The 23412-nt window shown below is 35.6% G+C and carries 18 protein-coding genes; 17 read left to right on the top strand and 1 reads right to left on the bottom strand.

Annotated features, from left to right (window positions below):
- Nucleotides 1-425 precede the first annotated feature (425 nt).
- The 11 genes from IW16_RS24855 (at nt 426) to IW16_RS24805 (ending at nt 14520) form a co-directional block, all read left to right on the top strand.
- Complete coding sequence (locus IW16_RS24855; RefSeq protein WP_228376994.1) at nt 426-1643, top strand: T9SS type A sorting domain-containing protein; 1218 nt, start codon at nt 426-428, stop codon at nt 1641-1643.
- Between the two features lie 17 nt (nt 1644-1660).
- Nucleotides 1661-5461, top strand: coding sequence for a DUF5977 domain-containing protein (locus IW16_RS24850; RefSeq protein WP_034751176.1), 3801 nt, complete (start codon nt 1661-1663; stop codon nt 5459-5461).
- Between the two features lie 27 nt (nt 5462-5488).
- Complete coding sequence (locus tag IW16_RS24845) at nt 5489-8944, top strand: DUF6443 domain-containing protein (RefSeq protein ID WP_051890755.1); 3456 nt, start codon at nt 5489-5491, stop codon at nt 8942-8944.
- Nucleotides 8941-9531, top strand: coding sequence for a hypothetical protein (locus tag IW16_RS24840; RefSeq protein ID WP_034751174.1), 591 nt, complete (start codon nt 8941-8943; stop codon nt 9529-9531). The genes IW16_RS24845 and IW16_RS24840 overlap by 4 nt, the downstream gene beginning before the upstream one ends.
- Nucleotides 9532-9977: 446 nt before the next feature.
- The gene (locus tag IW16_RS24835) at nt 9978-10583 is read left to right on the top strand and encodes a hypothetical protein (protein ID WP_228376993.1); all 606 of its coding nucleotides are present in this window, start codon (nt 9978-9980) and stop codon (nt 10581-10583) included.
- 17 nt (nt 10584-10600) lie between these two features.
- On the top strand, nt 10601-11260 hold the full coding sequence (locus tag IW16_RS24830) for a hypothetical protein (RefSeq protein WP_034751169.1): 660 nt from the start codon (nt 10601-10603) through the stop codon (nt 11258-11260).
- Between the two features lie 38 nt (nt 11261-11298).
- Nucleotides 11299-11715, top strand: a complete 417-nt coding sequence (locus IW16_RS24825) for a hypothetical protein (protein ID WP_131327993.1) — start codon at nt 11299-11301, stop codon at nt 11713-11715.
- Nucleotides 11716-11828: 113 nt separating this feature from the next.
- Nucleotides 11829-12416 (top strand): SMI1/KNR4 family protein, encoded by a 588-nt coding sequence (locus IW16_RS24820; RefSeq protein ID WP_084694617.1) that lies wholly within the window; start codon nt 11829-11831, stop codon nt 12414-12416.
- A gap of 64 nt (nt 12417-12480) precedes the next feature.
- Nucleotides 12481-13110, top strand: a complete 630-nt coding sequence (locus IW16_RS24815) for a hypothetical protein (protein ID WP_131327991.1) — start codon at nt 12481-12483, stop codon at nt 13108-13110.
- Nucleotides 13111-13257: 147 nt separating this feature from the next.
- Nucleotides 13258-13944, top strand: coding sequence for a hypothetical protein (locus IW16_RS24810; RefSeq protein WP_034751162.1), 687 nt, complete (start codon nt 13258-13260; stop codon nt 13942-13944).
- A 15-nt stretch (nt 13945-13959) separates the two neighbouring features.
- On the top strand, nt 13960-14520 hold the full coding sequence (locus IW16_RS24805; protein ID WP_131327989.1) for a hypothetical protein: 561 nt from the start codon (nt 13960-13962) through the stop codon (nt 14518-14520).
- A gap of 107 nt (nt 14521-14627) precedes the next feature.
- Here the strand turns inward: IW16_RS24805 and IW16_RS24800 are convergent, their stop codons facing one another.
- On the bottom strand, nt 14628-15350 hold the full coding sequence (locus tag IW16_RS24800) for an SDR family oxidoreductase (RefSeq protein WP_034751436.1): 723 nt from the start codon (nt 15348-15350) through the stop codon (nt 14628-14630).
- 648 nt (nt 15351-15998) lie between these two features.
- On the opposite strand from IW16_RS24800, the gene tkt reads away from it, so the two are divergent.
- The 6 genes from tkt (at nt 15999) to zwf (ending at nt 23385) form a co-directional block, all read left to right on the top strand.
- Nucleotides 15999-18008: a transketolase gene (gene tkt / locus IW16_RS24795; RefSeq protein WP_034751156.1), complete on the top strand. Its 2010-nt coding sequence runs from the start codon at nt 15999-16001 to the stop codon at nt 18006-18008.
- A gap of 66 nt (nt 18009-18074) precedes the next feature.
- The gene (locus IW16_RS24790; protein ID WP_034751153.1) at nt 18075-18539 is read left to right on the top strand and encodes an RpiB/LacA/LacB family sugar-phosphate isomerase; all 465 of its coding nucleotides are present in this window, start codon (nt 18075-18077) and stop codon (nt 18537-18539) included.
- A 51-nt stretch (nt 18540-18590) separates the two neighbouring features.
- Nucleotides 18591-19682, top strand: a complete 1092-nt coding sequence (tal, locus tag IW16_RS24785) for a transaldolase (RefSeq protein WP_034751151.1) — start codon at nt 18591-18593, stop codon at nt 19680-19682.
- 3 nt (nt 19683-19685) lie between these two features.
- Nucleotides 19686-20309, top strand: coding sequence for an HAD family hydrolase (locus IW16_RS24780; RefSeq protein ID WP_034751148.1), 624 nt, complete (start codon nt 19686-19688; stop codon nt 20307-20309).
- Nucleotides 20310-20399: 90 nt separating this feature from the next.
- The gene (gndA, locus tag IW16_RS24775; RefSeq protein ID WP_034751146.1) at nt 20400-21833 is read left to right on the top strand and encodes an NADP-dependent phosphogluconate dehydrogenase; all 1434 of its coding nucleotides are present in this window, start codon (nt 20400-20402) and stop codon (nt 21831-21833) included.
- 37 nt (nt 21834-21870) lie between these two features.
- Nucleotides 21871-23385, top strand: coding sequence for a glucose-6-phosphate dehydrogenase (gene zwf, locus IW16_RS24770; RefSeq protein ID WP_034751141.1), 1515 nt, complete (start codon nt 21871-21873; stop codon nt 23383-23385).
- Nucleotides 23386-23412 lie beyond the last annotated feature (27 nt).

Genomic DNA, 23412 nt, shown 5'->3' with positions numbered 1-23412 from the left:
TTTAAAAAGATTCAATTAATTTATTTCAAAAAAATCTTTTAATTAGGATGCAAAAAAACTATATTTGCCTTCTTTTTAATTAGTTTAAATAACAATAACCAATGCTAAAACTCTACATGTGTACATTATTATGTACAACCTTGAACATGTCCGCTCAGGAAATTCTCTGGCAGCAAGATATTAAATCCTCTAGTCAGGATTTTCTGAGCCAAGTGACCACAACTATTGATCAGCAGTATTTAATAACAGGAAGTACCATCCAAGCCGATAAGCTGCAAAATTCTCAAACTAAACAAAATAACGGTTACGATTTTCATTTGGTGAAGCTAAACCAACAAGGGGAAAAAATTTGGGAGAAGTATTTTTCTGGTAAGAATCATGATTATCTCTCTGCAACAGTTGCTACGCAGGAAGGAGGTTTCCTTTTGGCGGGAACTTCTTATTCGGAAAAAGGAATAGATAAAAAAGATGATTCTAAAGGAGGATCCGATATTTGGCTCATCAGAATCAATGAATTTGGTGATGAACTATGGCAACAGACAATTGGCTCAAGATATGATGAGCAAGCCAGATCTGTCATTCAGACGGCAGATTTGGGGTTTTTCGTTGCTGGAAATACACTAAATAATGCTAAAGGTTATGGTTCTAAAGATGTTTTAATTATAAGGTTAGACAAAAACGGAAAAGAGGTATCCCAAGTAATTATTGGTGGAAAAGGATTAGATGAAATTGAAAAAATAATTCCTACAAAAGATGGAGGGGCTTTACTTGGAGTATATTCCAGAAGTAGTGTTGGAGGACTAAAAAAAACTGAAAATTATGGTGAAGGCGATTACTGGATTATTAAATTGAATAAAGAAGGAAGGATTGAATGGGAAAAGAACTTTGGAGGGAGTGGTGATGATCATCTGAGAACTTTAGCCTTGACTACCACAGGATTTTTAGTAGGAGGGGAATCAAGATCCGAAAGATCAGGAAACAAATCTGTGGGTATAGAAGAAGGTACGGATATATGGCTGCTTTCACTTAATGAAAAAGGAGAAGAGATATGGCAGAAATCTTACAATTTTAAAAATAGAGATGTTCTTATGGGAATGAGCGTGGTTCATTCTTCTGATGATAAAATTTCAAAGGGAATTTTATTGGGTGGGTACACTCAGAGGGAAGATAAACCGGAGAGTGATGATGAAACTTTTTGGATTCTGTATTTGGATGAAAGTGGTAAAGAAGAATGGAGAAAACATATAAAAGGCGAATCCGGGAAGAGGGAAGAAAGGCTTGCTGATCTGAAATTAAATAGAGACGGATCAATTATTCTTGCTGGAACCAGTGCAGAAGAGTTGGGAAGGGAAAACTGGAAAATTATAAAGCTTGGAGACAAACAAATTGATCAGCTAATTGAAAAATTGGATATCAAAATTTATCCTAATCCTGTATCAGATTACTGTTATGTGGAGATAGGTCTGGATTTTAAAGAAGCTGATATTAAACTTTATGATATGGGCGGAAGACAGCTCAAAAGTTTAAAAACCCAAAATAAAGTAACCAAAATAAATACACAATCATTGATTCAGGGAGCTTATCTCGTAGTAATATATACAGATGCAGGGAAGACTGCCAACGCGAAATTAATTAAAAAATAACGATAAAAAAACTAACCATGTGGAGGAATAACCTAATGATAACAGCTCTTTTGCTGTTATTCACAAAACTTTTATCTCAATCGGATAATAAAAACACATATCCAAACAATGAAATGTTGTTATCGCCGGATGTAAGTGCATTTCAAAGATATAATTTAACAGATGTCAATCTTTATACCGGGAAAATCGATTTATCAATTCCTTTGTATGAAATTAAGACCGGCAATATTACAGTACCTATCAGCATAAGCTACAACTCGTCAGGAGTAAAAGTAGATAATATTGCATCCAGTGTAGGAATGGGTTGGAATCTAAATGCAGGAGGTAATATCATTAGAAAAATTAAAGATCTGGATGACCACTCGATACTAAGCCAATCAGGACAAAGCAATTCCAAACCTTACATTTATGAACTTGGCTGGCTAAGACAGATGACTGATATAAGTCCTGACGGTACATTAGGAAGTGGTCTTATAACAACTTATTCTAAGACAGATGCTTCTCCTGATGTTTTTAAAGCAGTTGCTCCAGGATTAAATGCAAATTTCTATCTTACCAATTTAAACAGAGGAAATCCAAATAATTTTTACAATAACGTTAGTACCTATAATTTGAAGTTTCTCGATGGAAGTGGTACCAAAGGTGATATTGTTACGAAAAAACTTTTGAGTACATTGCCTGCCAGCGGTTTCTCCGGTGGGGAAGTTTTAAGTACTTTCTTTCCGCCAAATGTTGGTAGTGGAGGAGTTCCTAATGACTATGAAAAGTTCCAGCTGACCAATACTGAAGGTGTCAAGTATTCGTTCGACTCACCGGACGTCGTAGAATCAATTCCTAGTTTTGCAAGCGCAGTAAATCGTAGTATTATGTCTTTTTCCAGTGCATCGTTCTATAATTCATATATGCAGGCTATGGCAGGTGGGCAATATAGGCTGAGAGTAAGTGCGTGGCATTTAGGTAAAATAGAAGATTCAAATACCAATAGAACGGTTGAGTTTAAATATCAAAAATATGCTAAGCCTGAAAAAAACTACATCCGGACGAATATAAATACTGTTTTGCTTGAAGATGCGATGCCTTTCGGCGGCGGTTCTTACAATTATCCATCTCATGGTATTTGTGCTTACGGCTTTATAGCAGATTATATGACGAGTTATCCTTATTCGTCACCGCCAGATGAATGTTTAGTGAAAAATGCATTTTTGTATACAAAAGCCCCGCAGAACAATAGGATTGAAGAAATAAAATGGGATAATGGTGAAGTTAAATTTTATTATGATTTAACAAGACAAGATGCACAAAATGAAAAAGCTTTAACGAAAGTGGAGGTTAGGCTTAATAATAAAATAATTAAAACGTATTTGTTTAATTATTCATATTTTATTTCTAAAGAAAATTGTAACGACTGGCAGTGCAAGAGATTAAAACTGGATAATATAGATGTTCTCGGTAGTGAAGAAATACAACCCAAAAGATATTATACATTTGAATATGATTATACCAATCCTTTACCTAGGGTAAATTCATTACAGCAAGATTATTTGGGATTTTATAATAATCATGGGGTAGAGCTTGAACCTATCAACATGCACATTCACCCACAAATCCAAAAAAGCCCTAAATTATATTTCCGCTCGCAAAGAGGGAAGTACTCTATAACACCTTTTTCTGGGAGTAAGCTCATCCCGGGTGATTATAGTTTAGATGCGAATAATTATGCTCTTACAGGTCTATTAAAAAAAGTAATCAATCCTTTAGGAGGTTTTAACGAATATGAATATGAATTAAATGACTTCTATATTGATTCCGAAATATATCAAAGAACTGGAGGTGGTGCAAGAATAAAAACTCAAATAATTAATGACGGTAATAAAGAAAGACATATTTATTATGAATATAAAGAAAAAAATGGAGTTTCGTCAGGTAGGCTGGCAGGCATGCCGATATATGGTTATCCTCTGGCATATGACCAAGCGAGATATGCGGATCAGAATAATGTTTCTTTCGTGGTTTATACTACGAATAGAGAAAACGTGGAATTAACGAGCAATGGTTATGTAGGATATACAAGAGTCGTTGAAAAGGAAGAAGGAAATGGGTATAAGGAACATATTTTTTCCTTTGAGGAAGATCAGCAAAATACAGTACTTCCTAGCAGCCCTTCAGGAAATTATTGTTATGCCTTTCTATATCAAAATAGTTCTTTTCATAATTCGAATTCAATAAGCAACGAAATTGTCAGGGGGAAAAAGTTAGAAGAAAACTATTATAATCAAAATGGAAATCTAGTTAAAGAGATAAAAAATAACTATGCCAAAAATATACTGGAAGAAATTTCCGTTCCTTACCAGAATACAATTTTTCAACCACGTGGAATTGTAAATTATGATCCTGGTTTTAATAATGTATCATTTCTTGCTCGGCATAACTATATAACAAAATTAAGAACAGAAAGAAATGTTCTGACAGAAAGAACAGAAAAGTTGTTTTTCCAGGAAGGAAATGTAGAGACGAAGAGTATATTGACATATGATAGTGTTTTTCCTTTTATAAAAAAGCAAAGAAACTTAAATCCTGATAATTCATTTGTTGACACCAACTTCTTATATCCGCATGATCTTGCAAATCAGATGATGATAAATGCGAATATGCTTGACAAACCTTTGGTTACAGAAACCGTTTTAACCAAAAATGGAATAGCAAAAACAATTGCTAAAAAGGAAAGTGTTTTCAATAAAAATGTCAATACATCAAATCTGATCTTACCAGTTTCGGCTGTTAATTACAAAAGAGACAATTCTCAGGAAACAGAAATATCTTATGATAAATATGATAATAAAGGTAATCTTCTCCAGTCAACCTCCAAAATGGGAATTTCTAATGTTACAATATGGGGATATAAACAAACACTACCCATCATTAAAATAGAAGGTGCTACTTATGAGCAGGTAATGCAGAAATTCAATCTTAATTCTACTGATAATCAGGCTTATCTAAATTTAGATGCAGTATTGAAATCTGATGCTGATATAAGCCCATCTACTGAGCAGGATTTGATAAATTCACTGGTTAATTTCCGTAATACAATGGATTTGCCAGGCAATCAAATAATTCTGTATACTCATGATCCGGGAAGAGGTATTACCAATATATTACAGCCAAACGGACTAAAGCAGGCTTATAAATATAATGCAGAAGATAAATTGGAAAAGATAAGCAATGACCAAAATAAGACAATAAAAGAATTTTCATACAATAGCGTTCCTAATCATCCCCAAACTATTTTTTATAACAGAAAGCAAGAGAAGGTGCTTGTAAGAAATAACTGTCCTATAGGGTATAGTGGAGGAAACTATCCTTATGTGGTACCCGCGGCGAAATATTCTTCTACAATTAGTCTTGCAGATGCCAATCAGCAGGCTTTAAATGATATTCTACAGATTGGACAAGGCTTAGCCAATACCAATGCAGCATGTACATCCATGACATGTCCGTTTACTCCTGAAAGCAATGTTAATTCTGTCATATCCAGCATTCACAGAACTTCAAATACTAATGTAGTTGTAAACATCAAAATACCCGTTGTGTCTAATACGGGATTAAATTGGCAGAGCTTTGTTGCAGGAACAATAGGGGAGAGTTGTAAACTTCTTACATTACAAAACCATGTTTTTGCTACAGAAAACGGAAGAACATGGCGAGTGCTGATGAGCTGGAACGGAAAGATCCTTTTACAGCTGATGAACGGGAGTATAGGTGCTTCAGACACTGTTAATCTGAATTTTCAATATGATATTAATGACTTTAATATGCTCTAATGCAAAGAAAACAATATAAATAATACCATGAAAAAAATTGTAATCCCTATATATATATTATTTGCTACAGAGACTTATTTTGCACAGGCCAATCAGGCAAGTAATACAGAAAACTATATTTATACAAAAACTTATCTCGATGACTCTTCAGCACCTAATCCTAAAATCACTGAAACAGTTCAGTATTTTGACGGGCTTGGAAGACCAAAACAGATTGTAAATATAAAATCATCACCTCTTGGCAGAGACTTAGTAAATCATACAGAATATGATAATCTTGGTAATCAGGCTAAAGATTATTTACCTGTTCCGCAGGCTACTACAAACAATGGTGCAATATATACTAACCCATTGGCTAATGCGGGAAATATTGATGTTTATACATCCGAAAAAATTTATTCCGAAAAAAAGTTTGAGAAATCTCCTCTAAGCAGGATAAGCGAACAAATACAAGTTGGAAATACTTGGGAAACGAAGCCTGTAAAATTCGAATATGGAACTAATATTGATGGTGAGGTAAGGAATTATGTAGCAACGTTTAATTATTCAACATTTCAATCCGATATTAGTCTTTCGGGTTCATATGGCGCTAAGCAGTTGCATAAAAGAGTTATTATAGATGAAGATAATAATAAAACGATTGAATTTAAAAATGGGCTCAATCAGACTTTATTGATAAGAAAAGTTATAAGCCAGACTCAAAATGCAGATACTTACTATGTTTATGACGATTACAACCAATTGGCATATGTAATACCTCCTTTGGCTGTCTCGTCACCTACTATTGATACAGCTTTGAAGGATCATCTTTTTTATCAGTTTAATTATGATGAAGCAGGCAGACTTGTTGAAAAAAAATCTCCGGGAAAGGACTGGGAATTTATAGTATACGATAAGCAAGATCGTGTGGTAGCGATACAAGATGGGAATTTAAGAACGAAAGGACAATGGCAGTATACAAAATATGATCAGTTCTCAAGAGTAATCATGACAGGAATATGTAATGCCATGGGTACCACACGCCAGCAAGAACAGATTTATGCGAATTCCAAAGGAATGAATAGTGAAGAACGCAAAGATAACATGGTCATAAACTACAGTGGGATGGATGTTTATTATTCTGTAACAAATGCATATCCTCAGGTAGATAAAGTGTATAATTTTTTGTCTGTAAACTATTATGATACATATCCGAACGGGAGCCCTTCTATTTCTGGTCAGATATTGGGACAAGACATTTTGCCATACGGTACAAAAAATACGAAAGGTTTTTTATTGGCAACTTATATTAAGAATACAGACGCAAATGACTTCGGATGGACCAGGAACTATACCTATTATGATACATTAGGAAGAACTGTAAGTAAGCATTCTATCAATTATCTCGGCGGGTATACAAAATCTGAAAACGAGTTAAGTTTTGCAGGAGTAATAAAAAAGTTAGTTACAAAGCATAAAAGACTTGTCTCAGATACAGAAAGAGTAATTACAGAAAACTTCACTTATGATACACAAGACAGATTACTAACACACACACACAAAGTCAATAACAATCAGGAAGAAGTACTGGCCCAGAATGAATATAATGAACTTTCTCAGCTAAAGAATAAAAAAGTTGGCGGAACAATAGGTAACGCTATTGAAATTGTAGATTATAAATACAATATCAGAGGCTGGCTTACGAAGATAAACGATCCTCAGAACCTTAATGGGAAATTATTCGCTTATGCAATTAAATATAATAATCCTGAAAATGTAAATGTTTCAGGTAAATATAATGGTGGTATTTCCGAAATAGACTGGAAGACATCCTATAATACCAATCTTAGAAGGTACTCCTATACGTATGACGGTCTGGACCGGCTTACTAACGGCGTGTATAAAGAAGTAAATGTTACTGTTCCTTCAAATGATAATTATAATGAAGCAATTACATATGACTTGAATGGAAATATCAAAACTTTAAAACGATATATCAAGCCTACTGTAGGGATAACGCCTGAGCTTATAGATGATCTTATTTATAACTATGAAAATAATAACCTGAGTAATAAGATTAATAAAATTACACTGCCGCCGGGAGTAGCTAATAATCAATACGGCTATAATGCCTTGGAAAATATTTTCAGCTATGATACAAATGGTAATATGAGCAGTCATTTGGATAGATATCAGGATGTTATTACATATAATCACTTCAATCTGCCAACATACATTCATGCTGCTTCTGGGCATGAGGTATCAAGATTTACTTATCGGTCTGATGGTCTTAAGGTAAGAATGGTCGAAGAGTTACCGTTGTTCCTTAAATATAAAAAAATAACGGATTATCTTGATGGTTTTCAGTATGAAACAGTTTCAGATCCATTTACACCAGAAACTTTAACACTTAAATTTATTCCGACTTCGGAAGGATATTATAATTTCGAGAAAAATAAATATATTTACAATTATACAGATCATTTAGGTAATATAAGAGTACGGTACTCAAGAAACTCAAACGGAGCAGTTGAATTTTTGGGTGAAAGAAACTATTATCCTCTGGGCTTAGATCATGCCTATGCAGATTCATTTATAGGAGACTCCAATCCGTCAGAAATTTTGACGTCGTATAATTATGCATTTAATGGAAAGGAACTTACCCCCCTTCCCGGTATGTATGATTTTGGAGGACGATTCTATAATCCCACTTTAGGAAGATTTGTTTCACAGGATCCTATGCAGGTTTTTGATATGTGGCAAAGCTCATATGCGTATGCTAATAATAATCCAATCTCATATCCTGATGAATATGGAATGGGTATAATTAATGTTGTGGAAAGCCTCGTGGACCGGGTTTCAAACTTTTTTGTAAAGCTATTTAGTAATGATTGTGGATGTGGAAATAATCCCGAAAGTTTCGGAGATGCATTCAGAAGACCTGACTTTAACTTTAGTTTATTTAGAGGAAGCGGGCATTCTTCTCCTGTCCCTCCGTCTGCCAACGGTAATTATATTCCTAATCTTAATCCTGTCGCCACGAATCCTGTGCCTGTTATGATGCCAAATATAAATATGGCAAATATGACACAACCAAATATTTCAGGAACTCCGACTCCTTTTGTGGGTAATAATGTAAGCTATTCACCCTTACCTACAAATGTCCAGTTTAACAGAGATATTGATTTCAACCCCAGCACTACCAAAATCTTTAACAAGGCTCTAGCGGAAAAAACACTTTATGACCTGATAACAACGCTGCAGGAACATGCAGAGCTGAGAGTTGTAGTAAGTGGAAATACTAATTTTGAAAATATAACGGATAAAGATCCCGTTGTTATGGATGGTAAGTCAGGTACAATCTCACAATTACAATTAGGAAGAGCAAATGCTATTAAAAAATTACTGATACAGAAGGGTATTGACCCAAAAAGAATTATTATTAAGAGGGGTAAAAATCGAGGTGCCATTAGCACGACTTTTGAATTAAAAGAAAAGAGATGAAAAAGATAATATATTTTACTGTTTTTTCTTGTACTGCACTATTGTTAAGCTTCAAATATCAAAATGAGGGTTTAATATTATGGGAGTCAAAAAGACCTTTAAAAATTGAAGATTTTAATATCGCTAAAAAAGATACTATTAAAATTGCCAATACCATAAAATTTAAAGGAGCAGAAAGTAAATTAATCTACAAATATGAATTCTTACCAAGCACTTTAACTCCTCCTCAGGTAGGAGTTAAGGTTTTTTTTGATAAACATGAATCTTGGATGCTTGTTAGAGATGGCTCTACATTAGAACATGAACAGATACATTTTAATATTCATGAAATCTTTGCCAGAAAAATGAGAAAGTCGATAGACAGCCTATATGATCTTAATATTCGATCTCTCGATATTTATATGAATAAAATCAATGACTGGACTCAAAAAAGCAGAAATTATTCTCAATTGTTTGATAAAGAGATTGATGATAAAATAATCTTTTCCAATGGTAAATTTTTAACCCATAAAAATCCAAGACAAAAAATATGGAACACAAAAGTTGAAAAAGAACTTAAAGAATTGGAAAAATATAAATTAAAATAAATGAACTTGTTTAAAGATTGTACTTTGTTAATAGATAATTCAATATAAAATAGACTTTATTAAGCCACGTATTTATTCCGGTTTAAGATTCAAATAGTAGTACATTTTGAAAAAACCTGATAAGAAATGACTAAATTTAATATAATTATATGCAGATAAATTATTTTATACTCTTATTTACGGGGCTTTTTTTAATAGGCACATTCATTAATTATAAGTATACCCAAAAGAAGGGAATGGTATTCAGATACAAGCCTCTTTTTTTAATCGTTACAGCTGTTTTATTTTTGGTTTCTTTATATGGCATTATCTCAGGAAAACCATACAACGAAATTCTACCTTTTATACGGTGAAAACAAATTTCATGAAGAAATTTTTATCCAGGATAATGTAATTGAATTATTTTATAAAAATATAACCAGGCCATTCATATAAAAAAGAATTTTATGAGACGAAAATATTACATTATCATAGGAATTTTAACATTTGTAGTTGCATTAGTGATAGGGTACTTCCTTCTGCTTAATGGCTTGAGAGGTATGGGAAATCCGACAGGAGGGAGAGGACCGGATTATCCTTATTTCATTACAACCGAGCCTGTAATAGTTAAAAAAATAGTACTGCCTAAAGGAACAAAGCTGACATATGAGGAACAGCTTTTTAAAAAAGGACAGCAGGACAGGATTATGAATGAAAAAAAGCTTACCAATATAGAGCTGCCCAAGGGAAAAACGATCGATTGGGGTGGCGTGCCTGTCTATATGATTATAAAGTTTTTCAATCCTGAAATGAAGGGATTTTCGGTTTATGCAGATTTTAGCCAGTTAAATGATGGCAAAAAAACTAAGTTTTCCGAAATATGGGAAAGTTGTGGTGGTGATTTAGGGGTTTTAGTCAAAAACCAGAATGACTGGACCTTTGATACAAAAAACATTGTTGATATTTCGGATTGCAGTGTAAACTTTCAGCGTTATTTTAAAGAAGATGCCCAACAGCAGCTGTTGCTTGATAACCTTTATATCGAGCTCAAAAAAGTTGGTCAGACCCGGTAAACTTTAAAATTCATAAGATGAAGAAAATACTGTTTCTCTATTTTTTATTTTCAGCCCTCACCGCCTGCAAAAATGGTGAAGATAAAGTCCGGAATAATAGCAAAGGGAAGGCAGCTGAATCGGTTCAGGCTAAAAATGAATCTGACAGCACTTCACAAAGCCCTTTAGCCGAAACGCCACCACCTGATAAAAACCAACCGAACAGCATTGAAATTTTTGATGCTGATCTGATGCTTTTTAATGGTAAGGTAAAAAGATTTTTCTCGTTAAACGATTTTAAGAAGAACTTTGGAGAGCCGGATAGTACTCAATTAATGAGCCGGGAAGAACCATGCTCCTATGTTTTTGAAAATATTGACGCTGATAAATTTTTGTATAAAAATGGTTCGCGTTTCGAAAACTCAAATGAAAAGGTTGCGATTGACGAATTTAAATTCACAAAAAACAATTTTTTGGTATACAAGGGAATAACATTTAATGCTTCGACTACCATTGCTCAGCTTAAAGAAATATTTCCTAATGCAGTAGAAAATATAGGTATTATGAACGTTTACGGTGAGGGCGAACTGCAGATGATCCAGTTAAGAGAAGGTGATTATGAACTTTACGATGGGCATATCAATATTTTCCTTAAAAACGGTAAACTATATTTTATGCATTGGTGGATTCCTTGTTAGTGGTACACTGATAATCTGCTAAATTCAAAAATAAGCAAATGAAAGTTACAGTTTATATAATCTATATCATAATATTTACTTTTTGCTATTATTACCTTAACAGGAAGTTGGGCAACAAAGGAATATTTATTTTGTATCCCATGCTGTTCGTTGCCGTTGTATTTGCACTTAAATTTTGGTTTCAATACGCCAAATTACAGTACGGTGATAACATGGCAGGCAGTTGGCTGAAAATAGGACTAATGACGCTTGGATGTTTTTGTTTATTTACTATTGTTTACGGGCTTGTTAACTTTATGGTAAATACACAGGTTAATTGTCATCAAAATTATGGCAGACCCGGTACAATCCCCATAAAAAGCTTTTTAGCCGGCACCTCCAGTATCAAAGGTGTTTTGCATTTCTTTTTTTATACAGGAGGGATCATATTGCCGGGAATAGCTATTTTCAAATAGTAAAGATGATTTATAAAATTAGGTAAACCACTGAAATTTTTTACAGAGCCTATTCTGAAGAATAATAAAAAAATACAATGAAACAGGATTTTTAAATAATAGAAAAATGGTTAATGGAAAACGCGATAAAAATTCTAAACCTTTCACTTCAAAAGCCGGCTACAGAAGATGAAATTAAGGAACTTGAAACAGCAACAGGTAAAAATTTGCCCGGTGATTTTAAAGAACTTTATTTATGGCATAACGGATTAAATGATCAGGAAAATTTTGGAAGCCTGTTTTACGGAATGGATTTCTTCCCTGTCAGCAGGATAATTGAAGAATATCGGTACAAAAAAGAACATTACGCATCTGAAAATATTCCTTTGAAAAAAGCAGATAAAGAAATTGACTCCGCCAGCATGTATAATACCGATTGGATAAAATTTGCTTTTGACGGATCTCATACCAGTTTGCTGATTGATCTTACCCCAGCCAGCCAGGGAACTTATGGTCAGATAATCTTTATAGATGATGAGTACGAAACAGGAATCTTAGTGGCAAATTCTACGGCAGAACTGATAGGAAAATTTAAAAACGATTTAGAAAATAATCTGTATCAACTGGATGAAGATGCATTGGAAGACGAAAATCATTATTTAACAGCTGATAAAACAATTGATATCGTCAATTGGGAAACAAGTGAAATTTGGAATCGCTGAGATAGATCTTTGCTGCCGCAATAAAATGATATCGATTAAAAAACAAAATAAAATGAATGGAATTATGAAAAATATTTATCTGTACTTTATATTCATTTTAAGTTCAGTTCCAATGAATTTATTTTCCCAAAGCATTAAAAGTGAAGACAATTATACTTATCAGGTTAGGGAAGAAAATGGAGATTTGAATAATGATGGTAAATTAGATAAAATAACGGTAAAAATGGATACAGTAGACGAAACGAGACCATTAAGACTGCAGATTTTTCTGTCTCAACCCAATGGAAAATTAGCATTGGCCGTATCTTCAACTAAAATCATTGAACCGCAGTATCCCGTTGAAAACCATGGAAAATTTAATGGATATCAAATTCCCGATTTCTTTATTGAAAAAGGAATTTTGAAAATGTGGAGTGAAATCAAAGGTGGAAACATCACATATGACTTCAAATATAACAATGATAATTTTGAATTAATTAATGTAATTAAGCTCACCAATAATGCAACCAAAGGGTATATTGATGAAAATACAATATTTACAGAAACTAAATTTAACCTTGTTACAGGAATCAGAACTGAAACTGACGAAATATCAGGTTCAGCCAAAGCATTGAAAGTAAGAAAAAAAAGAGTTGTAATAAGACCCCTGCCCAAAATACAAGATTTCAAATTTTCTGATAAAGAATTATATTGAGAACCTGATGGCTAATATATAGTGTGTGCCATTAGCCGGATAAACCGAAAGCACAAAACTTTAATAAAGAAGTGTGAAAGAAAAGAATCTGCCCTTTACTGTAAACAGTAATCTGATAATCTTTTCGCAACCAATTAAATAGATAATATGAAAAGTATCCTGATGTTAATTGTTTTTCCGTTAATGATGTCTTGTCAAACCAATAATTTTGACCTGAACCAGTTATCCTTTCCAATAGACGTATCGTCCCTTGAGAAAAAATATGATCTACGCAAAAACAGTGATCTCTCAGGTATTATTGTGTACAACAGTACCAATTCTGATTTGCTGAAATTCTCTGGATTTTCTTTTGCGGGAACCCTTAACAGGCAAGATACCTCCATATTATCCACAAGTTATGTCTCTTTTTATGAGAACAGGACAACCAATCAGGTGGATGCCTACATGGTGGAAATAAAAACAAGCCCAAAAGCAGAGGGATTCGAGAAACTACTGGAAAAGAAAATGGGGAAAACCGATTTTTACTATCGAAATTCGAAATTTTCGTACAGGGTATGGAATAATGGCAGTAAGCTGTATCTGTTTGAGACCAACAATACAGGAATATACAATAATGAAAAATTCAAATCATGTAATTTGTATGTTGTAGCTCAGGGAGATAAGCAACTGAGCAATTATTTTATTTCAGGAGGTTTTCAATACTACGGAGATTACCTTCAGGAGAAAAACAAGCCGGAACATAAAGGAAAAAAATACACGTATAAAAATTTTGTAGATGAAAAGGAGAAAGAAGATGGGAAGGATTCATTCTACCTGAAAAATTATGTGAAATAAACCGGAAATAGTAATATGATGAGAATCAGTGGAAATTATTTCGATAGGTTATGGTATACTGTTTTTCCGATGGCTGTATTTTGTGGAATACTATGCGGAATTTTCTCTACTGATAAAGTGCAGGCCTTTCTGGGGCTTGGAGGAATAATCCTTATCATAACCTGGCTAATTGATACCGCTATTATTTTTCGAAAGTTTGGAACAAAACTTAACAGGTTGGTCCTGACAGACAAAATCCTATTCAACGGTGTCGAAATCCAACCTTCCCAAATCATTAAAATAAAAACTGAAAACATCTACCCTGATTCTATTATCTCTAAATGGAGAATAACCACCATTCGGTTGACGTTGAATGATCATTCAGATTTTTATATTCTCGCAAAACCATATTCCATATTTTTCTATATCAAATATTTAACAGGCATCTTCAGGCATTATTTTAATGATTGGAGAAAGTATAAAAGTGGGATACAAAGAGGCTTTGCACCATTATCGAGTTACTTCGTTAAGGAAACCTCTCAAACTTTGGATCTTTTGATTTTAAAATATCCGGATTTAAAGCTAAAAGTATTTTAAAAACTTTTATTACAGCTGAGAAAATATAATATAAAGCTTAAATCAAGCATTAGTATATTTTTACAAAATCTTCTACCTCACCAGTAGTTAGCTCATCAAACTCTTTTTTACAGATCGAGATCTTTCATTGATGGCATATTAATTTCTTTTACACAAGCAGCATTTGACGTGTTTATAACAAATTTCAATGCATGAATGACGTCAGCGAGAGGGATTAATTCCCCTTTATGTTTTTCCTTGACAATCTCTATACCTTCTTCATATTCGTACTCCGTAGCCAAATCTCCCAGGTTAATGGCAGTTACTCCTATACTATGTTCTCTCAAATACGTTCTTAAAGAATGAATAATTCCCCGGACTGCAAATTTGGTCACTGAAAAAACCACTTCTTTTTTATTGTGGTTCTCAAGACCTAATGTTGAACCAATAATAATGATCTTTCCATTCTTTGATAATCTGAGGTTGGGTAATAATGATTTAATTGATAAAATGGAAGAGGTAATATTTGTGCTGATTATTTCTTCTATTTCATGATCATCTAACTGTTCAAAGTCGTAGTCTGATGTGAATGCGGTTTTTTCCCAGATCCCAACATTATAAATTAAATAATCAATTTTTTCTGCGCCTATAACATCCTTAATGGTGGCAACCGCCTGTTTGGAATTAGATAAATCGGCTTGTATCCATACATTATTGTTGTCCGTTGCTTCCGGGTAAGAAGGTTTAGTTCGGGATATTCCAAAAACTTTATCATTTTTATCAGGCAAAAACTTTAAAATTGCTTTTCCAAGTCCTTTACTAACTCCGTAAATTAAGTAGGTGTTTTTCATTTCTGTCATATATCTTCTTGCATGAGTATTGTTGGTCTGTCAGTTTTCCTTTAAACCAAAGAAATCTGTTATACTTAAATGCAATTTATCACTTCTTTAGATTTAAAATAGTTTCTGGATTAAATATTTTCAATATTCTGTCCTTTAAGGCTATCGTGTTGGTAGTATAAATTCATATTGTCAGATTTTTGATGCTATATAATCATTGATTTTTCACTTGAAATTTAGCTGATCCACCGTGAGAATTACTAAAGTCTGCATTCTGATTTTTCTCTTTATGATCATTTTTGTAAAAATCATCTTATCAAAAAACTGCCCATTATTGTTCTCCAAAATATCATAGAAAGTTAATATAGAGAGCCAAACGCAAAACAAACTACCGAACAACAGCTTGTAACAGCGATTAGAAATCCTTCCAAAATTGGGTTAATGAAATATGCGGTATGGACTTTGATCGTATAGCAGGATATTAATCTACTCTATAAAGTTTTTGTCCAAAAATGCCGGCAGATCCCACAATCATGTCGAAATAAAAACTTAACTTTTATCCGGTGGGTTTGCCAACCTCAATAATACCAGTCACTTGATTTGTTTTTTGTCCTCCTCAGAGAAGAGGATAAAAAATAGGTTAAAAAAATAAATATTAAAATGGAAAATAAAAATTTAACTCAAAAAAGTATTGATACCGTAAGAATTCTGGCCGCCGACGCAGTTCAGAAAGCAAATTCAGGACATCCCGGAACACCCATGGCTTTGGCTCCGTTAGGTCATGTATTATGGTCTGAGTTTATGCATTACAATCCTCAAAATCCACAATGGGCAAACCGAGACCGGTTTATTCTTTCCTGTGGTCATGCATGCATGTTACAATACATTTATCTGCATTTGACCGGTTATAAGATTACCCTCAAAGACATCGAAAATTTCAGACAGTTACACAGCATTACAGCAGGTCATCCGGAATACGGACTTACCCCCGGAATTGAGGTGACAACTGGTCCTTTAGGGCAGGGATTTGCCAACGGAGTAGGAATGGCCATCGCCCAGCAATATATGGCAAAGCGCTATAACCAACCCGATTTTAATATTTTCGACTATAAAATTTATGCGATTTGCAGCGACGGTGATCTGATGGAAGGCGTTTCTGCTGAAGCAGCCTCAATCGCCGGGCATCTGGGATTGGGTAATATGATTTATTTCTACGACAGCAATCATATTACCATAGAAGGCAATACTGATTTAGCTTTTGATGAAGATGTCTCTAAGAGATTTCAGGCTTACGGATGGCATGTGCAGGATCTTCCTGATATGAATGATGTAGAAGCATTGTCCAATGCGGTTAAGAATGCACAGAAAGAAACGGGTCGCCCGTCACTTATAAAAATCCGCAGCCAGATCGGTTATGGAAGTCCCAATAAACAGAATTCTGCTGCTGCCCACGGATCACCCTTAGGTAAAGATGAAGTACGTTTGGTAAAAGAACATTTCGGATTTGATCCGGATAAAAGTTTTGTTGTTCCCGATGAGGTTTCAGCGTTTTATCGTGAAGTAGGCAAAAAATCTTCTGAAAACGAAGATAAATGGAATGAGCTCTATGAAAATTATAAGAAAAAATATCCTGATCTTGCCAGAGAATATGAATCCATCACTTCTGGTAAATTACCCGAAGGATGGGAGGAAAAACTTCCTGTATTTGAACCTGGTGAGGAGATGGCCACCCGTAAAGCTTCAGGTAAAACGCTGAATGCGATTGCAGAATATTTACCTCAGTTGATTGGTGGTTCAGCAGATTTATCACCTTCTACAGATACCGTTCTTGATGGGTACAAATCCTTTTCAGCGAAAGATCGGGACGGTCGTAATTTTCATTTTGGAATCCGTGAACACGCCATGGGATCAATTCTCAACGGAATGGCTCTCAGCAATTATCTGATTCCGTATGGTGCCACCTTTTTAATATTTTCAGATTATATGCGTCCGCCACTTAGACTGGCTGCCATCATGAAAATACGTCAGATTATGGTTTTTACCCACGACAGTATTGCTCTTGGCGAAGACGGAACCACCCATCAGCCTGTAGAACAGCTGATTGGGTTGCGAACTGTTCCCAATATGACCGTCATTCGACCGGCAGATGCCAACGAAACCGCACAGGCCTGGCGCGTAGCCATTGAACATAAAGATGGACCCGTCGCCATTGTACTAACCCGCCAGGAAATTCCGGTTATCGATCAAAAGAAATATGAGACCGCGAAAAACCTTGAGAAAGGCGCTTATATTCTTTCAGATTCAGAAGGAGAACCGGATCTTATTCTCATTGCCACCGGATCAGAAGTTCATTTGATCCTTGAAGCCCAGGAAGAGTTAAAGAAAAGCAACATTAAGGCTCGTGTTGTAAGTATGCCATGTTGGAATTTATTTGATCAACAAACTGCTGCTTATAAAGAACAGGTTTTACCAAAGAAAATTAGAAAAAGACTGGCGGTGGAAGCAGGTTCATCTGTGGGCTGGATGAAGTATACAACGGACGATGGTGATGTGATCGGAATCGACAGATTTGGAGAATCTGCACCGGCAGAAGAAGTCATGAAAGAATACGGATTCAGTGTAGAAAATGTGGTAAAAAGAGCGAAGGATCTGTTTTTGAAAAGGGAATAGAATTTTTTACGAATTTAAATATCCTTTTCTCCTACAAAATCATTTCTCAATTAAATAAAAAGAAGAATGTCAATAGTACAAAAAAAAATAGGGATTTGTGCAGATCATGGCGGTTTTGAACTCAAAGAAAGAATAAAGTCTTTTTTAATTGAAAATCAATTTGAACCGGTAGATTATGGCGCAATGGAACTGAACAGTTCCGATGATTTTCCTGATTATGTGATTCCACTTGCAAAGGATGTAGCTGAAGGTACCGTCTTTCGCGGGATTGCTATTTGCGGAAGCGGTGTAGGTGCATGTATTGCAGCTAATAAAGTTCCCAAGGTAAGAGCGTGCTTAATTACAGATTATTTCTCAGCACACCAGGGCGTTGAAGATGATGATATGAATTTAATCTGTCTTGGCGGCCGTGTGACGGGCTATGCAAGTGCAGAAGAACTGGTTTTGGCTTTTCTTAATGCCAGGTTTATAGGAGCAGAAAGACATCTGAGACGCCTCAAAAAAATTCAGAATCTGGAAGACCATCCATAGGGAGATGCTTTTCCAATCTTTCAAAATATAATCTTTTTTAAAATAAGAAAAATGAATCCATTAAATAAAATAAGAGCGTTTAAACAAAGCATTTGGCTCGATTTGCTGGACCGTGAAATCATGAGATCCGGTAAGCTTCAAAATCTGATTGATCAGGATGATCTGCGGGGCTTAACTTCTAATCCTGCCATTTTTGAAAAGGCCATCAGCGGAAGTTCAGACTATGATGAAGATATCATCAGACTTTCAAAGACTGAAGAAGATAATGCCGCTATCTTTTTTGATATGGCCATTTCTGACATTCAGAAAGCTGCTGATATTTTTAAACCGGTATATGAGAAAACGAATGGGACGGATGGTTTTGTGAGTCTGGAAGTGTCGCCTTTTCTGGCTCGTGATACAGACGGAACTATTGAGCAGGCAAGAGAGCTGTGGAAAAGAGTAAACCGTAAAAATGTCATGATCAAAATTCCGGGAACTCAAGAAGGTCTTATTGCAATACGTGAATGCCTTCGCGAAGGCATTAATATTAACGTCACACTGCTTTTTGGGCTTCCCCGTTATAAAGAAGTTACAGAAGCTTTTATGGGCGGGCTCGAAGACAGGCTAAAAGAAGGCAATCCGATCAATAATGTCTCTTCCGTTGCCAGCTTCTTTCTCAGCCGTATTGATGTGATGGTAGATCCTATGCTGAAAGAAAAAGATGCAGCAGATCTGAAAGGAAAAACAGCTATTGCTTCCGCAAAAATGGCATACCAGATCTATCTTGAAATGATTTCTGGTGACCGTTTTAAAAAACTGGAAGAAAAGGGAGCGCAGAAACAAAGGGTGCTTTACGCGAGTACCGGAGCAAAAGATCCCTCACTCAGTGATGTACTCTATGTGGAAAGTATTATCGGAAATGATACCGTCAATACACTCCCTTTAGAAACGATTGATGCGTTTCGCGATCATGGAAAAGTGGCTGAAACACTGACGGCCCATGTAGAGGATGCTGGTAAAACAATGGAAGAACTTAGCAATAAAGGAATTGATATTGACAAAATCACGCAAAAGCTTGAAGATGAAGGGATAGAGAAATTTAACAAGGCCTACGAGCAATTGCTTAAAAGCATTCATGATAAAAAACGCAAAAAAGAATAAACAATGACTGAATTTAATGCATCGAAAATAAAAGTAATCTTTATGGATATTGGCGGAGTATTGCTTACCAATGGCTGGGATTACAATTCAAGGGAGAAGGCTGCGGAAATTTTTAATTTCGACTTTAAAGAAATGAATATTCTGCACAATTTCATCTACAATGTTTTTGAGATAGGAAGCGTTTCTTTCGATCAATATTTAAATACCGTTCTATTTCACACCCCCCGTGACTTTACGAAAGAACAGTTTAAGGAATTTATTTTTTCTCAGTCCACAGAATTACCACATCTCCTGGAATGGGTCAAAAAATGGAAAAAACAAACTGACCTGCCTGTATTTGCACTCAGTAACGAAAACCTAGACCTGAATGAATACCGGATTCAGACCTTTAACTTACACCAAGTTTTTGATGGCTTTTTCTCATCATGTTATTTAGGTGTCCGAAAACCCGATCCCCGAATTTTTAAGATGGCCATGGATATCACCCAGGTGAAACCCGATGAATGTCTTTATTTTGACGACCGGCCAATGTTAGTCGATGCCGCTGGAAATATGGGAATCAATAGTATTCTTCATACAGATTTTGAAACAACTCAACATATTCTCGAAAATTTTATACGTAAATAATAGGATGATATCGCTATGATTTGACCAATATAAATACAGGAGAGAATTGGCGATAATCCTAGGGCCTTAAAAAACAATAAAAATCTACAGATGAAACAAGAAAATAAAAGTCAGAATGCATTCGGAATGATAGGTCTCGGGACGATGGGTTCCAACCTTTTGCAAAATATCGCTGACCACGGTTATCACTGTGCCGGATACGACAATAGTGCAGATAAAGTAACCACCCTGAATAATTTAAATAATGAAAATATTCATGGGTATTCCAATATAAAGGAATTTACAGACAGTCTTACAAGCCCGAAGGTTGTCATGATGTTAGTTCCTGCCGGTGAAATAGTAGACAGTGTGATTAAAGAATTGCTGGCTGTTTTGGATAAGGGCGATATCATCATTGATGGAGGAAATTCACATTATACAGATACCGAAAGGAGGTATAAAGAGCTGGAAGGTAAAGGCCTTCATTTTGTGGGAATGGGCGTTTCAGGAGGTGAAGAAGGTGCACGAAGAGGTCCAAGTATGATGCCCGGCGGCGACAGGGAAGCGTACGAAATCATTAAGCCTATTCTGAAAAAAATTGCAGCTCATGTTAATGGTGAACCTACCGTTGGCTTTATGGGAGATCGTTCTGCGGGTCATTTTGTAAAAATGGTGCACAACGGAATTGAGTATGCGATCATGCAGCTCATCTCTGAATCCTATGAAATCATGAAGAAAGGTCTTCAAATGAAGAATGATCAGATCTATCAGGTGTATAAAAAATGGAACGAAGGTCATTTACAATCCTATCTGTTAGAAATTACCACAGATATCTTCACGTACAAAAATGAAGGGGAAGATCATCTTTTACTGGACAGTATCAGAGATGAGGCTAAAGCTAAAGGAACGGGTAAATGGACTTCTCAGGCAGCCATGGATTTACACCTTCCCACACCAATCATTGACATTGCTGTTTCCATGCGTGATCTTTCAAGTCTAAAAGATGTACGAACTCAGGCTTCGAAAATATATCCCGATGTAACCGAAATGCATCAACAAAAAAATGAAAGTGATTATTTGGATAAGCTGGAGGATGCTTTTTATTTTGCTATGGTTTCCGCTTACGCTCAGGGAATGCACTTACTCTATCAGGGGAATGAAGAATTGAAGTACAATCTGAATTTAGATCTCATTGCAAAGATCTGGCGTGGAGGATGCATTATCCGATCCCAGTTTTTGGAAGATATTTATGCGGCCTTTAACAGAAATCCGAAGTTACAGCATTTACTTTTGGATGAAGCTGTTGCGGGTAAAGTTGCCAAAACCATTCCGGGTATCCGTACCATTGTTTCTGATGCGGTAACCCATGGAATTTCTGTACCTGCATTTTCTGCGGCATTAAGTTATTTCGATGATTTCCGGAGTGAAAATATGCCGACCAACCTTATCCAGGCACAACGGGATTACTTTGGTTCGCATACTTACGAACTGAAGGGCAGGGAAGGTGTTTTTCACACCGAATGGACGGAAGATCGTAAAAGTTAAACTGTTTTTTTAATCAGAAATTTATAAAAATTAAACAATGGCAAACACATCAAATATAAAAGTAAATCCCACAGTTTTAATTATTTTCGGAGGTAACGGAGATTTAGCTAAACGGAAAATTATTCCGGCTCTTTACAATCTTTTTCTTGAAAACCGCTTACCTGAAAAATTTGCTATAATCGGGACTTCAAGGACCGAGTTCACCGACGAAAAATACAGGGATTCCCTATTGGCCGGGATCAATGAATTTTCTAGGACAGGTAAGGCTAAGAAAGACGAATGGGCTAAGTTTTCCGCCAATATTTCTTATCAGGCATCAGATATCAAAGATGTCGCCTCTTATAATGAGTTTGATCAGAAAATTAATAAGTTGGCAACCGAATGGAAGCAGGACCCTTCAATATTGTATTACTGCGCTGTTTCACCGGATTTATTCTGTACCATCGCAGAGAACATTTCAAAAAGTAAATTAGACAACAATAAAGAAACCACGCGCATCATTATTGAGAAGCCATTTGGCAGGGATCTCGAATCTGCAAAGGCTTTAAACGCAAAGTTACTGACGATTTTTGATGAAAAGCAAATCTACAGAATAGACCATTATTTGGGAAAAGAGGTCGTTCAGAATGTAATGGCTTTTCGTTTTGCCAATACCATTATGGAGCCACTTTGGAACCGTACCCATATTGAACATGTACAGATTTCCGTTACCGAACAAATCGGAGTGGAAGACAGGGGAGGTTATTTTGACCATTCCGGAATCTTGCGGGATATGATTCAGAACCACCTGCTGCAATTATTGTGCATCATCGCCATGGAACCGCCAGTAAACTTTGATGCCGATCTTGTACGTGACCGGAAAGTAGATGTTCTGAAAGCGATACGGAAAATTGTACCGGGAACGATAGATACGGTTGCCGTAAGAGGGCAGTATGGTCCGGGTTGGGTAGAAGGAAAAGAAGTTTCCGGTTATCGTGAAGAAGTTGATGTAGCCCCGGATTCTAACACTGAAACCTATGCTGCGATGAAATTTAATATCGATAACTGGCGCTGGCAGGGGGTTCCTTTTTATCTGCGCACAGGCAAAAGGCTTTTTAAATCGGCTTCACATATTATCATCCAGTTTCGGGAAGTTCCCCATAATATGTTCAATAATGGAAAGCAAAATTTCCTGAAACAGAACAGACTGATCATCAGTATTCAACCCGATATGGCGATTAGATTCCAGCTCGAAAGCAAAATACCGGGTCTTGAAATGAATTTGAATACGGTAGATATGGTATTTGACTATTCCGCAAAAACAAAAATAGATGCTCCGGAAGCCTATGAGACCCTTTTGCTGGATGTTATTTCAGGAGATCAGACCTTATTTATGCGCGCAGATCAGGTAGAAGCAGCCTGGGAAGTGGTCATGCCGGTTCTTGATTATTGGGAAAATAATAAAATGAACAACTTCCCGAATTATCCCGCCAACTCATGGGGTCCTGAAAACGCAGAAGCACTCATTGCAAAAGATGGTTTTCACTGGATCAATCTTCCTGACAAAAAATAAGAAAACGCAGAGGAGGTTTAAATTTTT

The organism is Chryseobacterium vrystaatense, assembly GCF_000737765.1.
Lineage (GTDB): Bacteria > Bacteroidota > Bacteroidia > Flavobacteriales > Weeksellaceae > Chryseobacterium > Chryseobacterium vrystaatense.
Note: the sequence above shows the minus strand (reverse complement) of the source record. Positions and strands in the feature narration are given on the sequence as shown.